Genomic DNA, 23,180 nt, shown 5'->3' with positions numbered 1-23,180 from the left:
TTACGCTCCAAACTTCACACGTGGGTCGACTAAAGCAACACAAATATCTGAAATGATGTTACCAATGAGCAGTAACAACGCATTAATGGCGACAATACCCATAACAACAGGGTAATCACGCTCCATGATTGATTCGTAACCCAATAAGCCAATGCCATCAATATTGAAGATAACTTCAATCAGGAAGGCACCGGTCATGAAGAACAACAAAGAGTTACCAAAGTGACTCGCGATTGGAATTAAGCTGTTACGCAACGCGTGCTTACGAACTGCTTTTTTGAAAGGTAATCCTTTCGCAATTGCGGTGCGGATGTAATCTGAGGAAAGGTTTTCCATCAGGTTATTTTTCATTGTCATCGTCAGCGTGGCAAAATCACCAATGAGGTAACAGATCAAAGGCAACACCGCATGCCACATAATGTCTTTAGCGCGTTCAAAGAAGGTTTCGTAATCGTCGAAGTCATCGCCGACAAAGCCTCCCATCGGAAACCATTCCAAGTGATAACTAAATAACGTGATCAGCAATACACCCACCACATAACCTGGTAGCGCGTAGCCTACGAAAATGAGTACTGAAGAAGCGGAATCAAACACAGAACCGTGCTTGAGCGCCTTATAGTAACCAAGAGGAATCGAGATAAAATAACTAATAAAGAAGGTCATGCCGCCATAAAACAACGACACTGGCAAACGCTCTGCGATCATGTCCGAGACAGGCTCGTAGTAACGCGTCGACTCGCCAAGATCTAGCATTACCAAACGACTTAACCACTCGACGTACGCTTCCGTTACAGGTTTATCCAGGCCATAAAACGCATTCAGCTCCGCGATTTGATCGTCAGAAAGGGCCGTATTACCACCCGCAGACGTCATTGATGCGGCGCCGTCCCCCTGGGACTGCATTTGTGACAACATGCGTTCAACAGGTCCGCCAGGCACGAAACGAGTGATAGCAAAGATGAGAATAGTTATCCCGAGAAACGTTGGGATAACCAACGCCAAACGGCGTAAAAAGTACGACAGCATATACAACTTGCTCCTTGTCTACTGTCCAGTTCAAACGGAGTGAAAGAGGATATTTTCCGCCCAAAATGGTGCATATTTATCTCGTAGTAACTAAAACTGTTGAAGCACACTCCCTGCGCCTCAAGAGCTAGACTTTTCTACTACTGCAATAATTTCAGCGTCATATTTATCTTGAATCCACATCAGCTTCAAGTGTTTGAAACCAAAACATGACAAACTTCCTTCGATGTCGAAAAACAGAAATGTTTTTGTAAAAAATTATAAAAAACCACAAAAATAATTCATACAGAATATCAATCTAGGCTGTTTAGAGCCAAAACCCTACATAAAAATGCACCCTACACACATAAATAGACACATAATCCAAGGTTATATTTGACCTAAAAATACGAGTGAGCCCTTTAACCGCAATGGGTATCATATTTTGATACCACCTAATAAGTTCGAGCTAACAAAGTATGGATTCGATATAAAACTCATCTCAGAACAATTCACTGGAAAAATATCTTTTTCCAGATTCAATTACCCACTAAAAAACCATAGGCAAGATAAGTCATTAAAGTTTATAAGAAACACAAAATACGGTGTTTTATTGAAATTTAATATCGATTCATAAACATTATTCGGTTTTTTATTCCGCTTTTTAAATAAAGCCTGGTTATTTACATCTTTTTTACATTTAAGCATCCCCGTTTACCACTGGTTTGACTTCCTTTTTTCATCTCGGTTATACATTGGCCGAACGTTAACGAAATATTAACGTCACATTTGGCCGCTATGCGGCCAGACATAGGAAATAATAATAATCGGAGCAACAAGGATGTATAAAAACACAACCGCTTTATCTGTTGCGATAAGCCTTGCTTTGGGGACAGCAGCAGTTGCAGCCCCAGCAACAGCACTGGCAGAAGAGCAGCAAGTTGAAAAACTTCAAAAGATGAAAGTTACTGGTTCGCGTATCTCCACGACGGATATGGAAGGTCCTTCACCAGTTACTGTTATTAATAGTAAAGACATTGAGTCTAAAGGCTTTAACAGCGCGCAAGACGTATTGAACAGTTTGACCCAAAACACAGGTGGTGTAATGGCTCAAACAGACTCTTTCTCGTTTACACCAGCAGCGCAGTCAGTCAACTTACGTGGCCTTGGCGCGTCACGCACATTGATTCTTATTGATGGCCGTCGTCTTCCTCAATACCCGCTAGCACAAGATGGTACATCTAACTTCCAAGATATCGGCCAAATCCCTGTCGCCGCCATTGAGCGTGTTGAAGTAATGACCGACTCAGGTTCTGCTATCTACGGCTCCGACGCAATCGGTGGTGTCGTAAACTTCATTTTAAAGAAAGACTTTGATGGCGTTTCTGTAAAAGTACGCGCGGGTGACGCGACGGATGGTGGTTACCAAAATGGTCGTTTAGACGTTGTAGCTGGCAAAAACTTTGACGACAAACGTATTCTCTTCGTTGGCCAATTTGCGGGCAACGAAATGCTAAAGCAATCTGACCGAGATGATTGGGCTGGCGATGACGGTTCTAGCCGTTCTCAGCTAAGTGGCTACTCTAGCTACGGTGCAAACTTTGAAGGCGCCAACGGAACACTTCTAACACCAGCTGATGCAGGTTCTTCATGTAAAGAAGTCGTTGGTGATGCCGCGATTGAACGAGCGGATGGAAAGTGTGGTGTTAACCGCTCTGCGTACCGAACATTAAAACCAGAAAACAAACAAGTAGACCTACTTTTACGTGGTGAAATGGACATTAACGACAATGTCACTGCCATGGCAGAAGCCCGTTTTGGCTACAAGTCTACAGAATCTGAATTCGAACCTAACCCTTACAGCGTAGAAGTTGATGCCACTCACTTCCGCGGCGAAGGCGAATACACTCGCCGTATGGTCGAATTTGGACCACGCGAAAGTAACACTGAAGCCGATTCTTTTGGCTTAACCTTAGGCTTGAACGGCCTGCTTGCTGATACGTATGATTGGGACCTATCAGCTGGTTACTCTGAGCAAAGCGTTGAAACAAGCAACCCAGCAATCTTCCTAACTCTCGACCAAGCTGTACAAAATGGTGATGTCGATCTTCTAGGGCCTATCTCTCAAGACGTTGTAGACAAATACAGCGGCACTTCAAGCAAAGAAGCTTACTCAAAGCTTTACTCTGTTAACGGCTCACTGGCTGGTGATTTGGTTGAACTTCCTGCAGGTATGTCTGGCTTTGCTGTTTATGGTGAATGGAACCGTACTGACTACAATGAGACGATTGATGCTACAACAGCAGCGGGTGGTTTCTCTGGTCTAGGTGGAACATCAGGCGGCGGTGACCGCGATCAGATTGGTCTTGGTGTTGAAGCTCTTATTCCTATCATTGAAGATTTAGAAATGACTGTCGCTGGTCGTTACGACCACTACTTCGACGACTCGGCAACTGGCGGCGCATTCACTCCTAAAGTAGCCCTAGCATACCGTCCTACTGACACCCTATTGCTACGTGGTAGCTACGGTCTAGGCTTCCGAGCTCCAGACTTGAAGCGACTATTTGGTGATCAAACTCGAGGCTTTGGTTCTGGCTTTGACCCAGAGCTTTGTGCCAACGCTGGTGGTAGCGGCCCACAAGATAAAGACAAGTACCCAGAGTGTGATACTCAGTACTTCGATACGCTTAATGGCCCTAACTCTGAGCTGAAAGAAGAAACAAGTACAAACATTAACTTGGGCCTAGCGTGGGAGCCTGTGGATGATCTTGGTGTAACTGTTGACTGGTACCACATCAAGATGGAAGACGTCGTAACAGCACCAACTTACCAAGACGTAATTAACGATCCAGGTAAATACCCAGGTACTGAAGTCGTTCGTAACCCAGATGGCACCATCAAGTCGGTATCCTATGGTCCAGTGAACCAGTCGTATGAAGAGCGTTCTGGTATTGACCTAGCGATCAAATACGCATACGACACTAATGAGTTCGGCTCATTTAACACGCGTGTTGCTGTAACGAAGATCTTGATTGCTGAATATCAAGAAAACGACAGCGAGCCTGTAACGGATGAAAGAGATTTCATGCCTGAATACACCGCAACGTTAAATCTTGGCTGGGCATATGAAGATGTCGCTATCAACCTATTTGGTAAATACCGCGACCGTATGTGTTCAAGCTACGCTAACCGTTACTACTTTGATGACTGTGATTCTGCTAAAAAAGCGGGTTACAAAGCAGAAATCGCTAGTATGACAACGTGGAACCTAACGGCTTCTTACCAATTCAACGAGAGTGGTCGTGTAACTCTTGGTGCTATCAACATGTTTGACAAAGTACCGCCTGCAGATCCTCTAAGCGATACCTCTCCATTCTATGCAACTGGGTATGACGATCCAATCGGACGTCAGCTATACGTCGAGGCATCATACGACTTCTAAAAAATATTTGGCGCGGGTTTTCCGCGCCCTTTTCGACTGACTAAAACACTGACAAGGATGCAACCATGAAATTCAAGGAATTTGGTCTCAGTGCCATAGCTGCAGCATTGCTTACTATCAGTAGTAGCTCTATAGCGGCCAACTCTGGTGCTGTCGTTTCCACACAAGCAAAAGCAAATCAATCTTCAGAAGCTTCGCAACAAAAAATCGACAATTATGCCGAAAGTACTGAAGGCATGTTGGCAGAATACAAAGGCTTACTACGTCAAATCGACAGCATGAAAGTCTACAACGAGCAAATTAATCGTATGGTTCAATCACAGCAAGGTGAATTGGACTCATTAAATAACCAAATTGCTCAGATCGATCAAACGGCAACAGAAGTAGTGCCACTAACACTTAAAATGATCGATGCACTCGATGAGTTTGTGACTCTCGATCTGCCTTTCCAGAAAAAAGAACGTAATAAACGTGTCCAAGAACTGCGTCGTCTCATGGATCGCGCCGACGTAACGACTTCTGAGAAATTCCGTAAAGTGATGGAAGCCTACCAAATTGAAGAAGGCTTCTCTCGCTCAATTGAATCTTACAAAGCTAGCCTAGATAGAAATGGGGAAACCGTGACTTACGATTTCCTACGTATTGGTCGCACGGCGCTTTTATTCCAATCTCCAGACGGTGGTGAGACAGGTATGTGGAACCAACAAACACGTCAATGGGAAACATTACCGGAAAGCTACCGCATAGCGGTACAGCAAGGCCTTCGTATCGCGAAGAAGCAAGCGCCACCAGCGCTAATCAAATTGCCTGTATATGCTGGGGAGGAATAAGAGATGAAAGGATTCAAAACTCTAGCCGCTGGTCTACTAGCGAGCTTATTTATGGCTTCAGGCGTACAAGCAGAAACGCCTAAAAACCTATCTGAACTACTCAAAAACGTAAAATCAGAAAGCATCGTTGAGTCAAAAGAGAATAAAGCCCGTGAAGCTGAGTTCAAGAACAACCGAGATAAGCAAGCAGCATTATTGCAACAGGCTCGTGAAGAGCTAGCTTCACAGCAAGCACTGGGCGATCAACTTAAAGCGACATTTGATGAAAACGATAAGCAGCTGACTGAACTAACAGAAACCTTACGTGTTCGCTCTGGTACTTTGGGCGAAATGTTTGGTGTGGTCCGCCAATATGCGGGCGAGTTTAAAGGCTTATTTGCAGCCTCTCAAAACGCAGTTCAGTTCCCAGAGCGTGACGCTCTACTAACGAAACTGGCTGAAAGCAAAGAACTGCCATCAACACAAGAGCTAGAAGCATTCTGGCATACCATTCTTCAACAAGTGGTTGCCTCAGGCGAGACAGCAACAACCCAAGCAACGGTTGTTTATGGCGAAGGTAAAGAAGCGGTTCGCGATGTTACTCTTGTCGGTGAATTTAACGCGATTGCCGATGGTAAGTACGTTACTTATGTACCTCAAACAGGTAAGTTCGAAGAACTCTCTCGACAGCCTCGCACCAATATTACGCGTCATGTTGCAGGCTTTGAGTCAGCATCAAACAGCTATGAGCCACTGTTTATTGACCCATCCCGTGGTGTAATTCTGTCTCTACTTGTACAAAGCCCTACCGTTCAAGAACGTATTGATCAAGGTGGCATTGTAGGTTACGTCATCCTTGGTATGGGTGCAGTTGGCGCTATCATTGCTCTAGTTTGCTTCCTACGCCTTCAAGTGATTGGCGGTAAAATGCGTAAGCAAGCGAAATCAGAAACCGTGATTCCTGGTAACCCTCTGGGTGAAGTTATCCAAGCTTACCAAGAGCACAAAGGTGACAACCTTGAAGATCTGGAAGCGAAGCTTGACGAAATCATCCTACGTAACGCACCGAGCATTGAACGCTTTATCAGCTCAATCAAACTGTTCGCTTCTGTAGCACCACTTCTAGGTCTACTGGGTACGGTTATGGGTATGATCGGTACGTTCCAAGCAATCACACTATTTGGTACCGGCGATCCTAAGCTAATGGCTGGCGGTATCTCTGAAGCACTTGTTACAACCATGCTTGGTCTGGTCGTCGCAATTCCTCTACTGTTCCTGTACACCATCGTACACAGTAAAGGTCGTCGTTTGGTTCAAACTCTTGAAGAACAGAGTGCAGGCTTCATCGCTCGCTATCAGGAAAAACTACATAAAGCCGAAAGCTAAGGAGGCGCTATGTGGTGGTTAGTTGGAGAACTTGAATCAATTAGGCGCTTCTTGGGAATGGGTGGCGATGTACTCGTCGCCATCTTCATCCTCAGCTTTATGCTGTGGGCAGTATTGTTAGAACGTTGGTTCTATTTTGCTGCCGTCGCTCCAAAAGCCATGAAAAAAGCCGTTGGCTCATGGCAGGGGCGCTCAGAGCACCAGAGCTGGAACGCTAAGATGATCCGACAAGAAATTGTTTCTCGTCAGGACATTGAGAATAAAAAGGGCCTGCCAATCGTGAAAGTATTGATTGCGCTTTGTCCCTTACTGGGTTTGCTCGGCACCGTTGTTGGCATGATCCAAGTATTCGACATCTTAGCGGTAACAGGAACAGGAAGCCCTCGAGCAATGGCCTCGGGGATCTCAAAGGCAACAATCCCAACTTTAGCCGGGATGGTGGCTTCTCTATCAGGACTGTTCTTTAGTTCACGTCTTGATCATTTAGCCAAAGTCACAACGCAAAAGCTGGAAGATAAGCTAAAGCATATTGCCTGAGTAAATGGAATTAGAGGTATAGGTCATGAAAAGACGCTATAGCAGTGATAGCAGTGATGAAACCGCTATCGATATGACACCGATGCTCGACATCGTATTCATCATGTTGATCTTCTTTATCGTAACAACATCGTTCGTAAAAGAAGCTGGTCTAGAAGTAAACCGCCCGACGGCAAGCTCTGCGCAAACCGTGAAAAAAGGTAACATCATGGTCGCAGTTGGTGCGGCGGGTGATGTTTGGGTTGATAAACGCCGCATCGAAGTGGACGCGGTTCGCGCGAATATTGAACGTCTTCGTGCAGAAAGCCCTGATGGCGCAGTTGTTATCCAAGCCGACACAGAAGCAAATGCTGGCGTAGTCGTGAAGGTTATGGACCAGATCAAAATGGCAGGTGTAGAAAGCATCTCCATTGCCGCAACCAATAAGGATTAAGCTTATGCGGTATCTGGCCTCAATTGCACTGGCGCTCATTGTCTCCCTCGGGTTGTTCTGGGGGATGGACAAGCTAGTAAACAAAGAGCGCCACGAGTTAGTGTCGAATGATGACCTGCGTATGGTCGAGTTTATTCGCATTAAACCAGACGAAAAAATACAGGAGAAAAAACGCGAACTTCCAAAGCCACCACCGCCTAAGCGTCCGCCGCCGCCGCCAGAAATGAAAGTGACAGCGACAGTAAAACCGGTGATGGAGCAGACCCCAATGGATATGCCAAAGCTTGACCTACCCGTAAATGTTACAGGTGGTTCGGTGCTTGGACATTATAGCCAGGGTGGAGGTGCGCAACTCGCGGGTAGCGGAGGTCCAACACCTCTAGCGACATTCCAACCTCAAATGCCTAGGAAGGCTGCGAAAGCAGGAATAGAAAAAGGGGTCGTCTTATTAGAGTTTACTGTCAACGCACGTGGTGCCGTAGAGGACATCAAAGTTCTTAAAGAGCAACCACGACGCTTAGGCCTCGGTCGAGCGGCAAGAAAAACAGTCTCTAAATGGACATTTAAACCAAAATTGGTTGACGGGAAACCTGTTAGCTCGCGCCTATCGCAAGAAATAGAGTTCTCAACCAATTAAGGAGTCACGATGAAAAGTTTATGGAAAAGCAAAGTGGCTTCTTTAATTCTCTTCGCAGGAGTGGCAATGGCCGCTCCTACGATGGCAAAAGAAGCTCCTCAGTTATCAGATCGGACATTTCGAACCGTTAACAAAGTGCAAGAGTTGATCGCAACTGAAAAATATTCAGCAGCGAAAGAAAAACTAGCAAGCGCTTTAGAAAGCACAAGTTCGAAAAAATACGACCGAGCAGTTTTACTTCAGCAGACTGGCTTTTTGTATTCGCTACAAGACAATTATGTGCAAGCAGCAAAATACTTTGCCGAAGCATTACAGCTCGACGCACTTCCCGTTCCTGTTGCTCAACAAGTTCGCTACAGCTTGGCTCAGCTTTACCTAGCTGAAGAAAAGTATACGTTGTCTGTAAAAACGATGAAGGAATGGTTCAAGGTTGCAGAAACAACCAAAGAGAAGCCTCAAGCTCATGCTTATATCACGTTAGCGAGCGCCTATGTTCAGTTGGAAGATTACAGAAATGCAATCCCACCAACCAAAAAAGCCATCGCGATGAGCAAGAGCCCAAGTGAGTCTTGGTACTTAATTCTCGTTGCATCTCACTACGAGTTAGGCCAGCTGAAAAGCGTTGCCAGTGTACTCAAAACTCTGACTTCAAAGTACCCTCAGAAAAAGCGTTACTGGATGCAACTTTCTGGTGTCTACATGGAGCTAGGTCAAGAGCGCAACTCTCTAGCCACCCTAGAAATGGTTTACAAAATGGGGAAACTAGAAGGAGAGAAGGAATATTTACGCTTTGTAAACTTCTTGGCTTATCAAGGTATTCCATATAAAGCAGCCAAAACTCTTGAAAAGGAAATGGCAGCTGGAAACATTGAAAAGACGAAGGAAAACTATGACCGCCTAGCCAGCTTCTGGCAGCAAGCTAAAGAGCTAGATAAATCAATTCTCGCTTATAAAAAGTCATATAACCTCGCTCCTTCTGCTAAAACGCAAATTCAGATTGCTCGCTTAATGATACAAGACAAGCAGTATTCTGAAGCAACTCGTTTTGTAGAAAGCGCGGCATCCAGTGCCTCTAAAGAGCAAAAGGCAGAACTTGAATACATTCGCGGGATGGCCTATTTCGAGCTTAAGCAGCCACAAAAGGCCTTGCAGGCGATGAAAGGCGCTGCTCAATCGCCAAAATTCAGGTCAACCGTTAGCCCTTGGATAAATTTCCTAGAGTCTCAAGGATAATTCGAAGATTAAGTGTGAGTCAGTCGCACGCCTGGGGAAGTGAAAGCTTCCCCTTTTTTCCGTTTTATCTTTATTAACCCCTATTTTTAACCAGAGTCACTCACGCAAGCCAAATCGGGACTCTAAACCTAAAATCAGCACACTAAACGGTTGTAGAAATGGTTTTAATAACAGAGTGCGCGGATGGTAAGTCCTGTATCACGCTCCTTCTTCGCTGTTTAGGAACACTCTGGCGTAAGTAACTATTTCATCTGAGACGATCACAGACAGAAAGATCAACTGGTAACAAAATAGAGATCATGATACTCTTCGCCTCCATTTTTCTGGCGGGATTATCACCAATATCCATCCCTTTGGTGGTTGATTTCTCAATGCCAGTGCTATCGTTATAAGAATGTCGAACTTTCCTTCGGCACTCAATCAATCCAATCAAAAGTGGAACAGTACAATGGGCAAAGGTACTCTCTATATCGTATCTGCACCTAGCGGCGCAGGTAAATCTAGCTTGATCTCAGCGATGTTGGAACGCAACCCAACCTACGCAATGAAAGTGTCTGTGTCTCACACCACGCGCAACATGCGACCTGGTGAAGAAAATGGTGTCCACTACCATTTTGTAGCGAAAGATGAGTTTGAAGCCCTGATCGCTAAAGGTGACTTCCTAGAATACGCAGAAGTGTTTGGTAATTATTACGGCACATCTCGTGTATGGATTGAAGAAACACTAAATAAAGGTATCGACGTTTTTCTAGATATCGACTGGCAAGGCGCACGCCAAATCCGTGAACAAATGCCAGAAGCCAAAAGCATCTTCATCCTGCCACCATCAAACGGTGAGTTAGAGCGTCGCTTGAACACTCGTGGTCAAGATAGCGATGAAGTGATCGCAAAGCGTATGGCTGAAGCCAAGTCGGAAATCTCTCATTACAACGAGTACGACTACGTGATCGTAAACGACGATTTTGATACCGCTTTGATGGATTTTAAAGCTATCTTGCGTGCTGAAAGATTGAAGGAAGAAAAGCAAGCTGCTAAATATAAAGGTATGCTTGACGCGTTGTTAGCAGAGTAACTTCAAAAAAGTCACGCTGTAAAACATAAAGAATTTCCCGTTTTTTGCCCAGTGCTAAAAACACAATAAAGTACCTGAGAAAGTCCACAAACGGTGGCTTGTCTAATTGCTAGTAAATAAAGTAGTTAGGTTGTATACTTTCTCGTCATTCTAAAATTTTAGTTAACTATTTGGAGTCCTCATGGCACGCGTAACTGTTCAAGACGCTGTTGAAAAAGTTGGCAACCGTTTCGACCTAGTACTGATTGCGGCTCGCCGCGCTCGTCAAATGCAAACTGGCGGTAAAGATGCACTAGTGCCAGAAGAGAACGATAAGCCAACGGTTATCGCTCTACGCGAAATCGAAGAAGGTTTAATTACTAAAGAAGTTCTAGACGCTCGTGAACGTCAAGAACAGCAAGAGCAAGAAGCGGCAGAGCTAGCGGCAGTAAGCAGCATCGCTCACAACCGTTAATTCTGACTTTAGAATTCAACAACCTCCCGGGCCTATAATTTGTATCTATTCGATAGCCTCAAAGACGTTGCCCAAGAATACCTAACAGAGCCTCAGATTGAGGCTCTGCGTCAATCTTATGTGGTAGCGAGAGATGCCCATGAAGGGCAAACCCGCTCTAGCGGTGAACCATACATCATCCACCCTGTCGCTGTGTCTCGTATCTTGGCCGAAATGCGCCTTGATATCGAAACCCTCCAAGCTGCTTTGCTGCATGACGTCATTGAAGACTGTGATGTAACTAAAGAAGATCTCGAAGAGAAATTCGGCAACACTGTCGCAGAATTGGTTGATGGTGTATCTAAACTGGACAAACTCAAATTCCGCGATAGGAAAGAGGCTCAGGCTGAGAACTTTCGTAAGATGGTTCTGGCCATGGTGCAAGATATCCGCGTCATTCTGATCAAACTGGCTGACCGCACGCACAACATGCGTACGCTTGGCGCGCTTCGACCAGATAAAAAGCGTCGTATTGCTCGTGAAACGTTAGAAATTTACGCGCCCCTCGCTCATCGTCTTGGTATTCACAATATCAAAACCGAACTCGAAGAGTTGGGCTTTGAGGCGCTATATCCCAACCGCTACCGCGTACTAAAAGAAGTGGTTAAAGCCGCACGTGGTAATCGTAAAGAGATGATCCAACGCATTCACAGCGAAATAGAAGGCCGTCTGCAAGATTTTGGCTTGAATGCTCGCGTCGTTGGTCGTGAGAAAAACCTGTTCTCTATCTACAACAAGATGAAAACCAAAGAACAGCGCTTTCACACCATCATGGATATCTATGCGTTCCGAGTCGTTGTTGATACCGCTGATACTTGTTATCGCGTTTTAGGCCAAGTACACAGCTTGTATAAGCCACGTCCTGGTCGCATGAAAGATTACATCGCGGTACCAAAGGCGAACGGCTATCAATCGCTACACACTTCCATGGTTGGCCCACACGGCGTACCTGTTGAAGTTCAGATCCGCACTGAAGATATGGATCAAATGGCGGACAAAGGTGTCGCGGCACACTGGTCTTACAAAGACAAAGGCGACAAGTCTGGTACCACTGCGCAAGTGAAAGCTCAGCGTTGGATGCAAAGCCTGTTAGAGCTACAACAAAGCGCGGGTAACTCATTCGAATTCATTGAAAACGTAAAATCCGATCTTTTCCCAGATGAGATTTACGTCTTCACACCAAAAGGTCGTATCGTTGAACTACCTTTAGGCGCAACGGCTGTCGACTTTGCCTATGCCGTACATACCGATGTAGGCAACTCTTGTGTTGGTGCTCGTGTTGATCGTAACCCTTACCCATTGAGTAAGGCATTGAAAAACGGTCAGACAGTGGAAATTATCAGTGCCCCTGGTGCGCGTCCGAATGCGGCATGGCTGAACTATGTCGTGACTTCTCGTGCCCGCACTAAGATTCGACAAGTACTGAAAACGATGCGTCGTGAAGAGTCGATTACTTTAGGTCGTCGCCTACTTAATCACGCACTTGGCCGTCACTCGATTGATTCAATTTATCCAGAAAATATCCAAGAAGTCTTGAATGATCTTCGCCTAGAAAGCATCGATGATTTATTGGCTGCTATTGGATTGGGTGAGTTGATGAGCATTGTGATCGCACGTCGTCTCCTTGGTGACACCGAAGAGCTCACGACAACAAGTTCAATCCCAACGGACTCGAAGAAGAAGCTTCCGATTCGTGGCGCAGAAGGCTTATTGCTGACGTTTGCAAATTGTTGTCATCCTATCCCAGATGATCACATTATTGCTCACGTATCGCCTGGTCGTGGTTTGGTTGTTCACCGAGAAACATGTCCGAACGTTCGTGGTTATCAGAAAGAGCCAGACCGTTATATGGCTGTCGCTTGGTCTGAAGACTACGATAAAGAGTTCATTGCTGAACTTAAAGTCGACATGCTTAACAACCAAGGTGCTCTTGCAGAACTGACCAACGTGATCTCGAAAACAGGATCAAACATTCATGGCCTTTCAACGGAAGAACGTGATGGTCGTCTATACACTGTGACTGTGCTGTTGACGACGAAAGATCGTGTCCACCTTGCTGGTATCATGCGTAAGATTAAGGCAATGCCTCAAGCAACCCGAGTCAGACGCAGAAAGAACTAACCTCTATCGCCACCTACTCTGTTAGGTGGCGATTTTTTATACCTCAATAAATATGAACCTAGAACGTTACAACCGTATTCACCAAGTCCTAAAAACTCGCCAAACTGATCTGACACTTTGTCTCGAAGAAGTACATAAGCCAAACAACGTCTCTGCTGTGATCCGCACCGCTGACGCGACAGGCTTACACAAAGTTCACGCAATTTGGCCAGACAAAATGCGTACGCTGAGCCATACCTCAGCTGGCGCGCGTAACTGGGTTGAAGTGGATACTCACGATTCGATTGAAACTGCGATTACCGAACTCAAAGCGCAAGGTATGCAGGTTTTGGTGACCAATCTTTCGGACACCGCCGTCGATTTTCGCGAGATCGACTACACCAGACCAACGGCAATCATTTTAGGCAGTGAAAAAGTTGGCGCTTCGGAGCAAGCCAAACAGCTTGCCGATCAAGACATTATTATCCCAATGGTGGGCATGGTGCAGTCACTAAACGTATCGGTTGCCAGTGCCGTAATTTTGTATGAAGCGCAACGTCAACGTGAAGCCGCAGGCATGTACGACCGAGAAGAAAGCGCTCTGCCTAAAGAGACAATCAACCGTATTCTCTTTGAACGTGGTCACCCAGTGCTGGCAAAGGTCGCGAAACGAAAAGGGCTCGTTTACCCACCACTCGATGAAGAAGGTCAAATCATCGCCGATGACGCGTGGTGGCAAGAGATGCAAAGCAAGTAACAGACTTTCGTCATCCTGAACGGCGGCGAAGGAGCGTGGTTCAGGATCTAATTCTCAAATATACAGATGCTGATAGTGTTAACTTCAGCGACATACTTGTTGGAAATAGAATCGTGATGTCGCTAAAGCTCCTCGGAATGATAGGTTATCAGTCAAATCATGACACTAACTAAAGCATGACTATTTTTTCCTGTACAAAAACACAGCTCCATGGTTAACATACTGCTATGTTAACCATTTTCTTGAGCCCTCTATGTCCGCCCAAATGTTATCTGGCGTCCCATTAACCTCCCTTTCTGGAGTTGGCGCGAAAGTCGCAGAAAAACTCGCCAAAGTTGGCTTACATAGCGTTCAAGATTTGCTGTTTCACCTTCCGTTACGCTACGAAGATCGTACTCGTATTTACCCTATTGCCAAACTGCATGCTGGCCTTTGGGCGGCCGTGCAAGGTAAGGTCATGGCAGTCGACACCATCTTCGGTAAGCGCAAAATGCTAACGGTAAAAATCAGCGACGGTAATGGCACTATCACGCTGCGCTTTTTCAACTTTACCGCAGCCATGAAGAACAATTTCACGCAAGGTAAGTTAGTACATGCTTACGGTGAAATTAAGCGCGGTGGCATGGGTTTGGAAATTGTTCATCCTGACTACAAGTTTTACGTCAGCGAGCAAAAGCCCGATGTAGAACAGAGCTTAACCCCTGTTTATCCCACCACCGATGGATTGCGTCAAATCACATTGCGCAACCTTACCGAACAAGCTTTAGCCCTGCTTGATAAAACCGCAGTGCAGGAATTACTTCCAGCGGGGTTGTATGACCATCAAATCACGATGTCGCAAGCACTGCACACCATTCATCGCCCACCACCAACCATTAATTTAGATGAGTTTGACGAAGGCAAACATCCTGCCCAAATCCGCTTGATCATGGAAGAATTGCTCGCACAAAACTTATCGATGCTGGCGGTGCGTAGCAAAGGTCAGAAGGATTCAGCGCTACCTCTCGGTCCTTGTAATAAACTAAAAACGCAGCTTTTAGCCCAACTGCCTTTCTCTCCTACAAATGCTCAAACCCGAGTCGTACAAGAGATTGAAGCCGATCTAGAAAAACCGCACCCAATGATGCGATTAGTGCAAGGCGATGTTGGTTCGGGGAAAACATTGGTTGCCGCCTTGGCCGCTGTTAGAGCCATTGAGCATGGCCATCAGGTGGCACTCATGGCGCCAACCGAACTATTGGCCGAGCAACACGCTATCAACTTCGCAAACTGGTTTGAGAGAATGGGCATTCAAGTCGGTTGGTTAGCGGGCAAACTCAAAGGTAAGGCAAAGGAAGCCGAGCTGGCTCGTATTGCCAGTGGTGAAGCGCAAATGGTAGTGGGTACTCACGCGCTATTCCAAGAGCACGTTGAATTTCATCACCTTGCTTTGGTCATCATTGATGAACAGCACCGCTTCGGTGTCCATCAGCGATTAGAATTGCGTGAAAAAGGTGCAAAACAAGGCGCTTATCCACACCAGCTCATCATGACAGCAACGCCGATTCCGCGAACGTTAGCCATGACTGCTTATGCTGACTTAGAAACGTCGGTGATTGACGAGTTACCGCCAGGTCGAACACCAATCCAGACTGTCGCGATTCCAGACACCAAACGCAATGATATCGTCGAACGTGTCCGAAATGCCTGCTTAAACGAAGGCAAGCAGGCATATTGGGTGTGTACCCTGATTGATGAGTCGGAAGTATTAGAAGCGCAAGCCGCGGCAGATACCGCAGAAGAGCTTCAACGTAAGCTACCGGACGTAAAAATTGGTCTAGTACACGGACGAATGAAGCCGGCAGAGAAACAAGCGGTGATGCAAGATTTCAAAGACAATAAACTGCATTTGCTGGTCGCAACGACAGTGATTGAAGTTGGTGTGGATGTGCCAAACTCTAGCTTGATGATCATAGAAAACCCTGAACGTCTTGGTTTGGCACAATTACACCAGTTAAGAGGTCGCGTGGGCCGAGGTTCCGTTGCTAGCCATTGTGTGCTGCTGTACCACTCTCCGCTGTCAAAAACCGCGCAAAAACGTCTCGGAGTACTACGTGAAAGTAACGATGGCTTCGTCATTGCGCAGAAAGACCTAGAAATTCGTGGCCCTGGAGAACTATTGGGTACAAAGCAGACAGGTCTTGCTGATTTCAAAATCGCAGACTTAGTTCGAGATCAACGCCTGATTCCCGAAGTTCAGCGTATTGCGCGTCATATTCATGACAATTACCCGACTAACGCAACAGCAATTATCGATCGCTGGTTGGGTGAGCGGGATATTTACTCCAAAGCGTAATGATTGAAAGCGAGCCAAATGGCTCGTTTTTTAATACGCCAAAAACAAAGCAAACGTTTGCTTTTTGAGTAAATCTCTCTATAATCGCGCACAAATTTTTAAGTGTGTTAGATCACACTCCACCAACCTGAGTTGACTCTGATTAACAGCAATCACAGGTAACGACGTCAACTCCACCCTGCTCTCCCATTCAGCGAGAACTAGGGAAATATTGCGACTAGCGAGACAAACAATGACAACTTCAAACCGATCTTCGGAACTGGTCTATCAACTCAACGATCGACCACCTTTGCCTCAAACCATTTTTGCCGCACTTCAGCACTTATTGGCGATGTTCGTCGCGGTTATCACTCCGTCACTGATCATCTGTCAGTCTTTGGGTGTACCTGCAGACCAAACGAACACCATCATCAGCATGTCTTTGTTTGCGTCAGGCGTGTCTTCGTTTATTCAAATTCGCACCGTTGGCCCAATTGGCTCTGGTTTGCTCTCTGTTCAAGGCACCAGCTTTAACTTTTTAGGTCCTATTATTGGTGCAGGCCTATCGCTGAAAGCCGGTGGAGCAGACATCAGTACCATGATGGCTGCCATTTTTGGTACGATTTTAGTCGCATCATTTGCAGAAATTTTTCTATCTCGCGTGTTGGAGCATGCCCGCCGAATCATCACTCCGCTTGTTTCAGGCATCGTCGTCACTCTTATCGGTCTCACACTGATTCAAGTCGGCTTAGTATCAATGGGCGGTGGCTACGCAGCATTAAATGAAGGAACCTTCGGCAGCTTAGACAAACTTGCTCTGGCTGGGACGGTACTTGGATTAATTGTGATTTTAAACCGCTCGAAAAACCCATACATCCGTGTGGCTTCAATCGTGATTGCGATGCTAGTGGGCTACATCATGGCGTATTTTATGGGGATGGTAGATACTTCTCAGCTAGGCGCAACCGAGATCGTAGCACTGCCCGTACCAATGCAATATGGCTTATCGTTTGACTGGTCTCTGTTCATTCCGCTGGTACTGATTTTCTTTATTACCGCACTAGAAGCCATCGGTGATATTACCGCAACATCTGAAGTGTCTGGTGAGCCAGTAAAAGGCCCAGTGTACATGAAACGCATTAAGGGCGGTGTGTTAGCAGACGGCTTAAACTCTGCAATCGCAGCCGTTTTCAACAGCTTCCCGAACTCAACGTTTAGCCAGAATAACGGCATCATCATGCTAACAGGAGTCGCGAGCCGCTACGTTGGTTACTTTATTTCTGGCATGTTAGTGATTCTTGGCTTGTTTCCTGGCGTCGCTAGCTTTGTTCAGCTGATTCCTGAGCCAGTACTTGGCGGCGCAACGATTGTCATGTTTGGTACGATTGCTGCCGCTGGTGTGCGTATTATCTCTCGTGTTGAGCTCGATCGCCGCGCAATTCTGATCATGGCCTTATCCTTCTCAATGGGACTTGGTGTAGCACAAAAACCAGAGATCCTGCAATTTATGCCAGAATTTATTAAGAGTATTTTCTCAACTGGTGTTGCAGCAGGTGGCATCACAGCGATCATTTTAAATCTACTTCTGCCAGAGAAACTGGAAGACGAAGATGAACTTCCTCAGGAAGTGAAAGAGTCTTAAGATTATTGAGAATAAGAAAAGCCCAACCTATTTAGGTTGGGCTTTTTGTTTAAAGGGTGCAGGCCATCGACTTACTTGGTAGGAAAGCTGATTTGAGCGATTAAACCGCCTTCACTGCGATTACGCATCACCACAGAACCTGAATGCTGGCTGATTATACGCTTCACAATCGCCAACCCTAGCCCAGTGCCTTCACTACCGCGAGCGGTGTCACCACGCGTAAAGGGTTCAAATAACCTCGCGATTTGAGAATGCTCAATACCCGGTCCGTTGTCCTCTACTGAAATCCACACTAGCTGCTTATCTGCTGTCACACCAGTGCTGATTTTGACCCAGCCATTGCCATAACGTAGCGCATTCACAACTAAGTTACTGATCGCCCGCTTAATCGCAATCGCGCTTCCTTTGGCTGGCGGCAAGTTAAGATTAAGATCTGTTTCAATTTCAACCTCATAACCACCTTCAGAACTGGCGACGTCACTGGCAATCGTACTGATATCAACCGCTTCAAACGATTCTTGGTTCACCGGTTTGAGGTAATCCATAAACTGACTGATGATCTCATTACATTCTTCCGTATCGCTAATGATCCCCTCCGCAAGATAGCTGTCCTCAGGAGACATCATTTCTGTCGCTAGGCGAATACGCGTCAGAGGTGTTCGTAAGTCATGGCTAATCCCCGCCATTAATAAGGCTCGGTCCTCTTCTAGCTCTTGAATACCTTTCGACATTTGATTAAAGGCTCGAGTTACAGAGCGAATCTCCGATGCGCCTTTCTCTGCTAAGGGGGGCGGGATCTCACCTCGACCGACATCTTTCGCGGCTCTCTCTAAAGCCAAAAGTGGACGGTTTTGCAAACGAATAAACAACCAACCACCAGCAATGATCAGCAGCGCCATAATCAAGCTGTTACGAAACAGCGGTGCAAAATCTTCTTCTTGCAGCTCAGATAACGGAATACGAATGATGGAGTTCGGCAACTTTTCGATGTGCATCCACAAAATGTAACTTTCATCGCCAAGCAATAAGCGTACTTCTGTAGGCGAACCCAGCTCTTGGCTCATTTCTTCAGACATCAAATCAATCGACATTGCGTGATGAAATTCAATCGCCTTATCGCTGTCAAGGCTGTGAACCGTCACCCCTAATCTTTCTAATAATTGACGCCTTAACGGTGCATCAGACTTTAAAGGTCCTTCATCATCAAGCACCAAATTGAGCTCATGGGCGAGAATTTTATTGAACTGCTGCAAACTCGGCATCAACGCGTAGTTAAAAACGGCGTAGTAAGAGAAAACTTGGCTCGCGAGAAGCAAAGAGATGAACAGCAGAATAGATTGTGTCAGTGAACTTCGGATGCGCATGGAACGTTCCTAGTGGTCCTAATCGCGAAATTTCAGCCTTCAAAGGGAAGGTAATGAAGGCTGAAGTTGCTATAGCCAAGTGCTGGCTATGGAGTGAAGAGGTTACACCTCTTTGCCGTCTGGGACGAAAACATAACCTAGGCCCCATACGGTTTGAATGTAGCGCGGCTTGCTCGGATCGTCTTCTAACATGCGACGTAAACGTGAGATTTGTACGTCAATAGAACGTTCCATTGCAGAATATTCACGGCCACGCGCCATGTTCATCAATTTGTCTCGTGACATTGGCTCACGTGCATTCATCACGAGCGCCTTTAGAACAGCAAACTCTCCAGAGGTGAGTGGCATTGCCTCGTCACCGCGGAACATCTCGCGAGTGCCTAGATTGAGTCGGAACTCCCCGAACTCCACCACTTTTTCTTCAGTGCTTGGTGCACCCGGCAACTCTACAGTTTGGCGGCGTAATACGGCCTTGATGCGAGCCAACAATTCGCGTGGGTTAAACGGTTTTGGCAAATAATCATCCGCCCCTACCTCAAGACCCACGATGCGATCCACTTCATCACCTTTCGCGGTGAGCATTAAAATTGGCAACATGTTGTTCGCGTGGCGTAGACGACGACAAATTGACAATCCATCTTCACCAGGCAACATTAGGTCTAGCACCATTAAGTGAAAGTTTTCGCGCGTTAGTAGGCGATCCATCTGTTCGCCATTGGCGACACTTCGTACCTGAAAACCTTGCTCAGAAAGGTAACGCTCCAATAGAGCACGTAAACGAGCATCGTCATCAACCACTAAAATTTTATGATTTTCTTGCATTGAAACATCCTTTCAGAAGCGTCTATTGTCGAAAATGTATCACTGTTTTTCCTAACGTGCTCAAGCAAATTGTTACTCTTTTTATCTTAAGCGCTTTATTCTCTCTCTAGCAGGTATTTTCAGCACCTACTATTGACCATAATTCCATTCCAGTTCACGTTTGGCCTCAAGCAGCTCTTGCTGTGCCTCAGCCAGCTTGTGACGTTTTTTCTCAATTTTGTCTGCTTTCCCTGAATGCTGAGCTTCGACTAATTCTTCCTCTCGCTCCTCAACTTCTTTAGTCTTTTCTTCCACTTCTGCTTGCAGCTCTTGGCGCAGCTCACCTTCCGAGCATTCATTCTGGATAGCGGAAAGTGCTTGCTCCAAGCCTTTAATGCGATGCTCATTACCTTGCGCTTTTGCATACTCAAGCTGCTGCTCTACCGCTAACTCTTTAGCGTCACAGCCTTTCACTTCATCTTGAGCAAAAACTGAAAGTGAGAATCCTATTGTTAGTGCAGCACTACACATGACTGCCTTGTTCATTTTACTTCTCCGAGAAAGGCACTATGCCTTTATACCAAATATTCTGACGTTGAGACCCAAGTCACTTCTAGTGAACTTCATAAGACTTGAATCGGTGATAAAGCCTCAGTCTTCCGAGGCCGGTTGAGTGTATTCAATTGAGTTGATGAACCACTCTTTTTCACCTTCTGGGGTGCGTACCGTGAACTCTTCATCCACTTGTTTTTTTAACATCGCTCGCGCCATAGGTGAATCGATAGAGATGTAGTCTTTCGCATCGCCATAAATCTCTTCAGGCCCGACAATACGAAACTTTTTCACTTCTCCTGCCTCATTTTCTATTTCCACCCATGCACCAAAAAAGACTTTGCCTTCTTGTTGCGGAGAATAGTCAACGATCGTGACTTCTGGCAGGAATTTACGAAGGAAGCGGACACGACGGTCGATCTGACGGAGTAAACGTTTATTGAAGGTGTAATCCGCATTTTCTGAGCGATCGCCCAGGCTCGCCGCCCAAGTAACGATCTTGGTGATTTCCGGGCGCTTTTCATTCCAAAGGTAATCATGCTCTTGTTTGAGTTTGTTGTAACCTTCTCGTGTAATCAGCTTAGTTTTCAAATTAACTCCTATCTCAACTAAAAAATGCTGCTCTTTGGCAGCATTAAGGAGATGATATACCCAAAGATCCAATGTTGTTCAGGCTTTGGGTATCAAGGTGATAAGGCGGCCAGAGTGTTACTTTTCGTAATCCGGTTTTTGCGTCACGATGTAATTCGTATCACTCGAAACAACCGCGCCATGTTTTAGGAAGTTTTTACCTAAAATCATGCTGTAATGGAAGCGACCTCGGTCCTGTAAGTTGACTCGGATCTTCTTCTCTAATTCGCCAAGCTTAACATGCATTTCAACCACAGGGCGTACGTTCGCTTTCTCACCTTTCTTCGCTTTAATACGCATGACATCAACAACAGGCTTAGTGAACGCCTGTTTCATGCCAAGATCGTTCTCATAGGTAAAGCTCACCATGTCTTTGCCGTCTTTCTTAAACTGCTTGATGTTCTTAGCATTGATTGAGCTTACATCTGCACCCGTGTCTAACTTCACAGGGAAAGACATCCCCTCAACTTCAGCCACTTCGATGTGGCCAGCTTTGAAAAGTGGCCTTGCATCTAGTAGATGGTCTGCGCGAGTGTTCAGCAACACACCACCCTTGGCTATGTCATGACCAAACACGAAAAAGGGTTGAGTGTCACCCTCATCAAGCACATCGAGCGCAAACTTCATTGATGTGTCTTTCCTACCGAGAAGAAAGTCTCCTTCAACAACAGGGCGCACCGCGCTGCCAACCTTGAGCTTTTTCAACACTGGTTTGGTGATTTTTTCTTCTTTCCCCTCATCGTTCATTAAATAAAACGTGACGGATTCATCCTTACCTTTTTCTGTTACTTCAAACCCATTTACACGCAGTAATGGCGTTTTCACAGTAAAAGTGGGGTAAGCAGGGACGGTATAACCATCAATGGTGACCTGTTCTTCTGGTGAAACGACAAGAGGTTTTGATTTGAGTGCGCTTTTGAACGTTTTTTCTACGCCACCCAATAGATTTTCTCTGTCCGTATCAATAACAAAGTGCTGACTCGCGACGTCCCGACCTAAGCGAATTTGCGAACTGAACTTACTGCGATCACGCAGATACACCAACCAACGCTGAGTTTCATTTTCGCCGACTTTTACGGGTAAATAGACTAAAGGGCGCTCGCTTTTGGTCGTTTTCAGCATTCGTACCAAGGGTAATGTCATTGGATGACGCTTGCCATTCTCGCCCTCTAACATAAAAGAGACTTCGTTATGCTTTTTGTCTACCTTGATGTCCAGTGCATGGACGTTGGTATAACGGCTAGAAGTTGAGATGCTGATCTTATATGGCACACCTTCGACTTCAACCGTCTCTTTTTTGCCAATCATTTTTGCGCTTGGCTGTTCTTGAAGATAATCGTAACCAGCGAAGACCCATGCGTTATCATCGAGATAAGTTTTACCAATCAAGATAGGAGAAGAGAATTGCGTACGCTTGGTCAGGTTCACTTCCGTATCAACGGTGTGACCAGCGATTGTCATCGGCATTTTTATTGTCGGGCGCAGGATGGGCTTTTTGCTTGTTCGACTGCGAATCGCGCTCACTCTTTCCAGATCATCGGTAATCTGTATTTCCTTCCCTGTATAAGGGTGAGGAACCGTAAAGCTAACCTTTACTTGATATGGCTTAAAGCTGTCGGCGTCCCACTTTGCCTTCGTACCACCTAAGTCATCGACAATCGCCCAAAGTAACTCGTTATCTTTCAAATCTCGGTAATCTGGGTGTGAGCTACTGACATGGATATTCTCCGCATGCATCGATGTCGTATCTGCACCAGTATCAATCTTGCCAATAAATGGCACCGCTTTTAGTTCCGGAATGTCACTGTAGTAGACGCTCTCCACACGCCCTAGTACCAATTTGTTATCGAGCTGATAAACGGGAGCTTGTGTGGTTCCTGAGATAGACTGCGCCCAACTAAGCGGGGCGGCAAGTAAGGCACTCGTAAGCGCTAACGCCAAAGACATTTTTTTCATCATGATTATCCGTATAA

Annotated in this window: 19 protein-coding genes; 13 read left to right on the top strand and 6 right to left on the bottom strand. The window is 45.9% G+C overall.

Translation table 11 applies throughout. The features are described 5' to 3' along the window. Entirely contained in the window at positions 1–1,026 is a 1,026-nt protein-coding gene (locus R7E42_RS12365; protein WP_005384771.1) for an ABC transporter permease subunit, read from the bottom strand. Between the two features lie 820 nt (positions 1,027–1,846). Between R7E42_RS12365 and R7E42_RS12360 the strand changes: the two genes are divergently transcribed. From R7E42_RS12360 to R7E42_RS12300, 13 genes are all read left to right on the top strand, one after another. After that, positions 1,847–4,447: a TonB-dependent receptor plug domain-containing protein gene (locus tag R7E42_RS12360; protein WP_033905922.1), complete on the top strand. Its 2,601-nt coding sequence runs from the start codon at positions 1,847–1,849 to the stop codon at positions 4,445–4,447. A gap of 65 nt (positions 4,448–4,512) precedes the next feature. After that, positions 4,513–5,277 carry a DUF3450 domain-containing protein gene (locus R7E42_RS12355; protein ID WP_005379365.1) on the top strand — a complete coding sequence of 255 codons (765 nt, stop codon included), beginning with the start codon at positions 4,513–4,515 and terminating at the stop codon, positions 5,275–5,277. Positions 5,278–5,280: 3 nt separating this feature from the next. After that, a complete protein-coding gene (locus R7E42_RS12350; protein ID WP_017634999.1) occupies positions 5,281–6,642 on the top strand; it encodes a MotA/TolQ/ExbB proton channel family protein in 1,362 nt (453 codons plus the stop codon). A gap of 9 nt (positions 6,643–6,651) precedes the next feature. Continuing rightward, positions 6,652–7,179, top strand: coding sequence for a MotA/TolQ/ExbB proton channel family protein (locus R7E42_RS12345; protein WP_005379363.1), 528 nt, complete (start codon positions 6,652–6,654; stop codon positions 7,177–7,179). Positions 7,180–7,204: 25 nt separating this feature from the next. After that, complete coding sequence (locus tag R7E42_RS12340; RefSeq protein ID WP_005379359.1) at positions 7,205–7,612, top strand: ExbD/TolR family protein; 408 nt, start codon at positions 7,205–7,207, stop codon at positions 7,610–7,612. 4 nt (positions 7,613–7,616) lie between these two features. Next, the gene (locus R7E42_RS12335; RefSeq protein ID WP_005379353.1) at positions 7,617–8,249 is read left to right on the top strand and encodes an energy transducer TonB; all 633 of its coding nucleotides are present in this window, start codon (positions 7,617–7,619) and stop codon (positions 8,247–8,249) included. 9 nt (positions 8,250–8,258) lie between these two features. Continuing rightward, entirely contained in the window at positions 8,259–9,482 is a 1,224-nt protein-coding gene (locus tag R7E42_RS12330) for a tetratricopeptide repeat protein (RefSeq protein ID WP_047103757.1), read from the top strand. Between the two features lie 448 nt (positions 9,483–9,930). After that, positions 9,931–10,554 (top strand): guanylate kinase, encoded by a 624-nt coding sequence (gene gmk, locus R7E42_RS12325; RefSeq protein ID WP_005379347.1) that lies wholly within the window; start codon positions 9,931–9,933, stop codon positions 10,552–10,554. A gap of 181 nt (positions 10,555–10,735) precedes the next feature. Next, positions 10,736–11,008: a DNA-directed RNA polymerase subunit omega gene (gene rpoZ / locus R7E42_RS12320; RefSeq protein ID WP_005379346.1), complete on the top strand. Its 273-nt coding sequence runs from the start codon at positions 10,736–10,738 to the stop codon at positions 11,006–11,008. Positions 11,009–11,047: 39 nt separating this feature from the next. Continuing rightward, entirely contained in the window at positions 11,048–13,168 is a 2,121-nt protein-coding gene (gene spoT, locus R7E42_RS12315; RefSeq protein WP_318072709.1) for a bifunctional GTP diphosphokinase/guanosine-3',5'-bis pyrophosphate 3'-pyrophosphohydrolase, read from the top strand. 52 nt (positions 13,169–13,220) lie between these two features. Beyond that, positions 13,221–13,904 (top strand): tRNA (guanosine(18)-2'-O)-methyltransferase TrmH, encoded by a 684-nt coding sequence (gene trmH / locus R7E42_RS12310; RefSeq protein ID WP_017635001.1) that lies wholly within the window; start codon positions 13,221–13,223, stop codon positions 13,902–13,904. A 253-nt stretch (positions 13,905–14,157) separates the two neighbouring features. Next, positions 14,158–16,239: an ATP-dependent DNA helicase RecG gene (gene recG, locus R7E42_RS12305; protein ID WP_033905919.1), complete on the top strand. Its 2,082-nt coding sequence runs from the start codon at positions 14,158–14,160 to the stop codon at positions 16,237–16,239. Between the two features lie 232 nt (positions 16,240–16,471). Then, the gene (locus R7E42_RS12300) at positions 16,472–17,860 is read left to right on the top strand and encodes a uracil-xanthine permease family protein (protein WP_318072708.1); all 1,389 of its coding nucleotides are present in this window, start codon (positions 16,472–16,474) and stop codon (positions 17,858–17,860) included. 71 nt (positions 17,861–17,931) lie between these two features. On the opposite strand, the gene envZ is transcribed toward R7E42_RS12300, so the two are convergent. The 5 genes from envZ to R7E42_RS12275 all read right to left on the bottom strand — a co-directional run bounded on the left by envZ (position 17,932) and on the right by R7E42_RS12275 (position 23,166). After that, on the bottom strand, positions 17,932–19,224 hold the full coding sequence (envZ, locus tag R7E42_RS12295; protein ID WP_017820700.1) for a two-component system sensor histidine kinase EnvZ: 1,293 nt from the start codon (positions 19,222–19,224) through the stop codon (positions 17,932–17,934). Positions 19,225–19,326: 102 nt separating this feature from the next. Beyond that, positions 19,327–20,046, bottom strand: a complete 720-nt coding sequence (gene ompR / locus R7E42_RS12290) for a two-component system response regulator OmpR (protein ID WP_005379333.1) — start codon at positions 20,044–20,046, stop codon at positions 19,327–19,329. Between the two features lie 129 nt (positions 20,047–20,175). Further along, complete coding sequence (locus tag R7E42_RS12285) at positions 20,176–20,571, bottom strand: DUF1090 domain-containing protein (protein WP_017635004.1); 396 nt, start codon at positions 20,569–20,571, stop codon at positions 20,176–20,178. Between the two features lie 105 nt (positions 20,572–20,676). Then, on the bottom strand, positions 20,677–21,168 hold the full coding sequence (greB, locus tag R7E42_RS12280; protein ID WP_005379321.1) for a transcription elongation factor GreB: 492 nt from the start codon (positions 21,166–21,168) through the stop codon (positions 20,677–20,679). A gap of 117 nt (positions 21,169–21,285) precedes the next feature. Continuing rightward, positions 21,286–23,166: an ATP-dependent zinc protease gene (locus R7E42_RS12275; protein WP_318072707.1), complete on the bottom strand. Its 1,881-nt coding sequence runs from the start codon at positions 23,164–23,166 to the stop codon at positions 21,286–21,288. Positions 23,167–23,180: the final 14 nt, after the last annotated feature.

It is taken from the genome of Vibrio sp. Vb1337 (assembly GCF_033338715.1).
GTDB classification, from domain to species: Bacteria; Pseudomonadota; Gammaproteobacteria; order Enterobacterales; family Vibrionaceae; genus Vibrio; species Vibrio alginolyticus.
This window is presented reverse-complemented; position numbering and strand designations above follow the sequence as displayed.

What these genes read in the sequence shown, in the direction of transcription:
- envZ (WP_017820700.1), bottom strand. Translation starts at nt 19,224, where the DNA reads ATGCGCATCCGAAGTTCACTGACACAATCTATTCTGCTGTTCATCTCT.
- R7E42_RS12285 (WP_017635004.1), bottom strand. Translation starts at nt 20,571, where the DNA reads ATGAACAAGGCAGTCATGTGTAGTGCTGCACTAACAATAGGATTCTCA.
- gmk (WP_005379347.1), top strand. Translation starts at nt 9,931, where the DNA reads ATGGGCAAAGGTACTCTCTATATCGTATCTGCACCTAGCGGCGCAGGT.
- recG (WP_033905919.1), top strand. Translation starts at nt 14,158, where the DNA reads ATGTCCGCCCAAATGTTATCTGGCGTCCCATTAACCTCCCTTTCTGGA.
- R7E42_RS12365 (WP_005384771.1), bottom strand. Translation starts at nt 1,026, where the DNA reads ATGCTGTCGTACTTTTTACGCCGTTTGGCGTTGGTTATCCCAACGTTT.
- R7E42_RS12275 (WP_318072707.1), bottom strand. Translation starts at nt 23,166, where the DNA reads ATGATGAAAAAAATGTCTTTGGCGTTAGCGCTTACGAGTGCCTTACTT.
- R7E42_RS12345 (WP_005379363.1), top strand. Translation starts at nt 6,652, where the DNA reads ATGTGGTGGTTAGTTGGAGAACTTGAATCAATTAGGCGCTTCTTGGGA.
- R7E42_RS12300 (WP_318072708.1), top strand. Translation starts at nt 16,472, where the DNA reads ATGACAACTTCAAACCGATCTTCGGAACTGGTCTATCAACTCAACGAT.
- R7E42_RS12360 (WP_033905922.1), top strand. Translation starts at nt 1,847, where the DNA reads ATGTATAAAAACACAACCGCTTTATCTGTTGCGATAAGCCTTGCTTTG.
- trmH (WP_017635001.1), top strand. Translation starts at nt 13,221, where the DNA reads ATGAACCTAGAACGTTACAACCGTATTCACCAAGTCCTAAAAACTCGC.
- R7E42_RS12355 (WP_005379365.1), top strand. Translation starts at nt 4,513, where the DNA reads ATGAAATTCAAGGAATTTGGTCTCAGTGCCATAGCTGCAGCATTGCTT.
- R7E42_RS12330 (WP_047103757.1), top strand. Translation starts at nt 8,259, where the DNA reads ATGAAAAGTTTATGGAAAAGCAAAGTGGCTTCTTTAATTCTCTTCGCA.
- R7E42_RS12350 (WP_017634999.1), top strand. Translation starts at nt 5,281, where the DNA reads ATGAAAGGATTCAAAACTCTAGCCGCTGGTCTACTAGCGAGCTTATTT.
- R7E42_RS12340 (WP_005379359.1), top strand. Translation starts at nt 7,205, where the DNA reads ATGAAAAGACGCTATAGCAGTGATAGCAGTGATGAAACCGCTATCGAT.
- rpoZ (WP_005379346.1), top strand. Translation starts at nt 10,736, where the DNA reads ATGGCACGCGTAACTGTTCAAGACGCTGTTGAAAAAGTTGGCAACCGT.
- ompR (WP_005379333.1), bottom strand. Translation starts at nt 20,046, where the DNA reads ATGCAAGAAAATCATAAAATTTTAGTGGTTGATGACGATGCTCGTTTA.
- R7E42_RS12335 (WP_005379353.1), top strand. Translation starts at nt 7,617, where the DNA reads ATGCGGTATCTGGCCTCAATTGCACTGGCGCTCATTGTCTCCCTCGGG.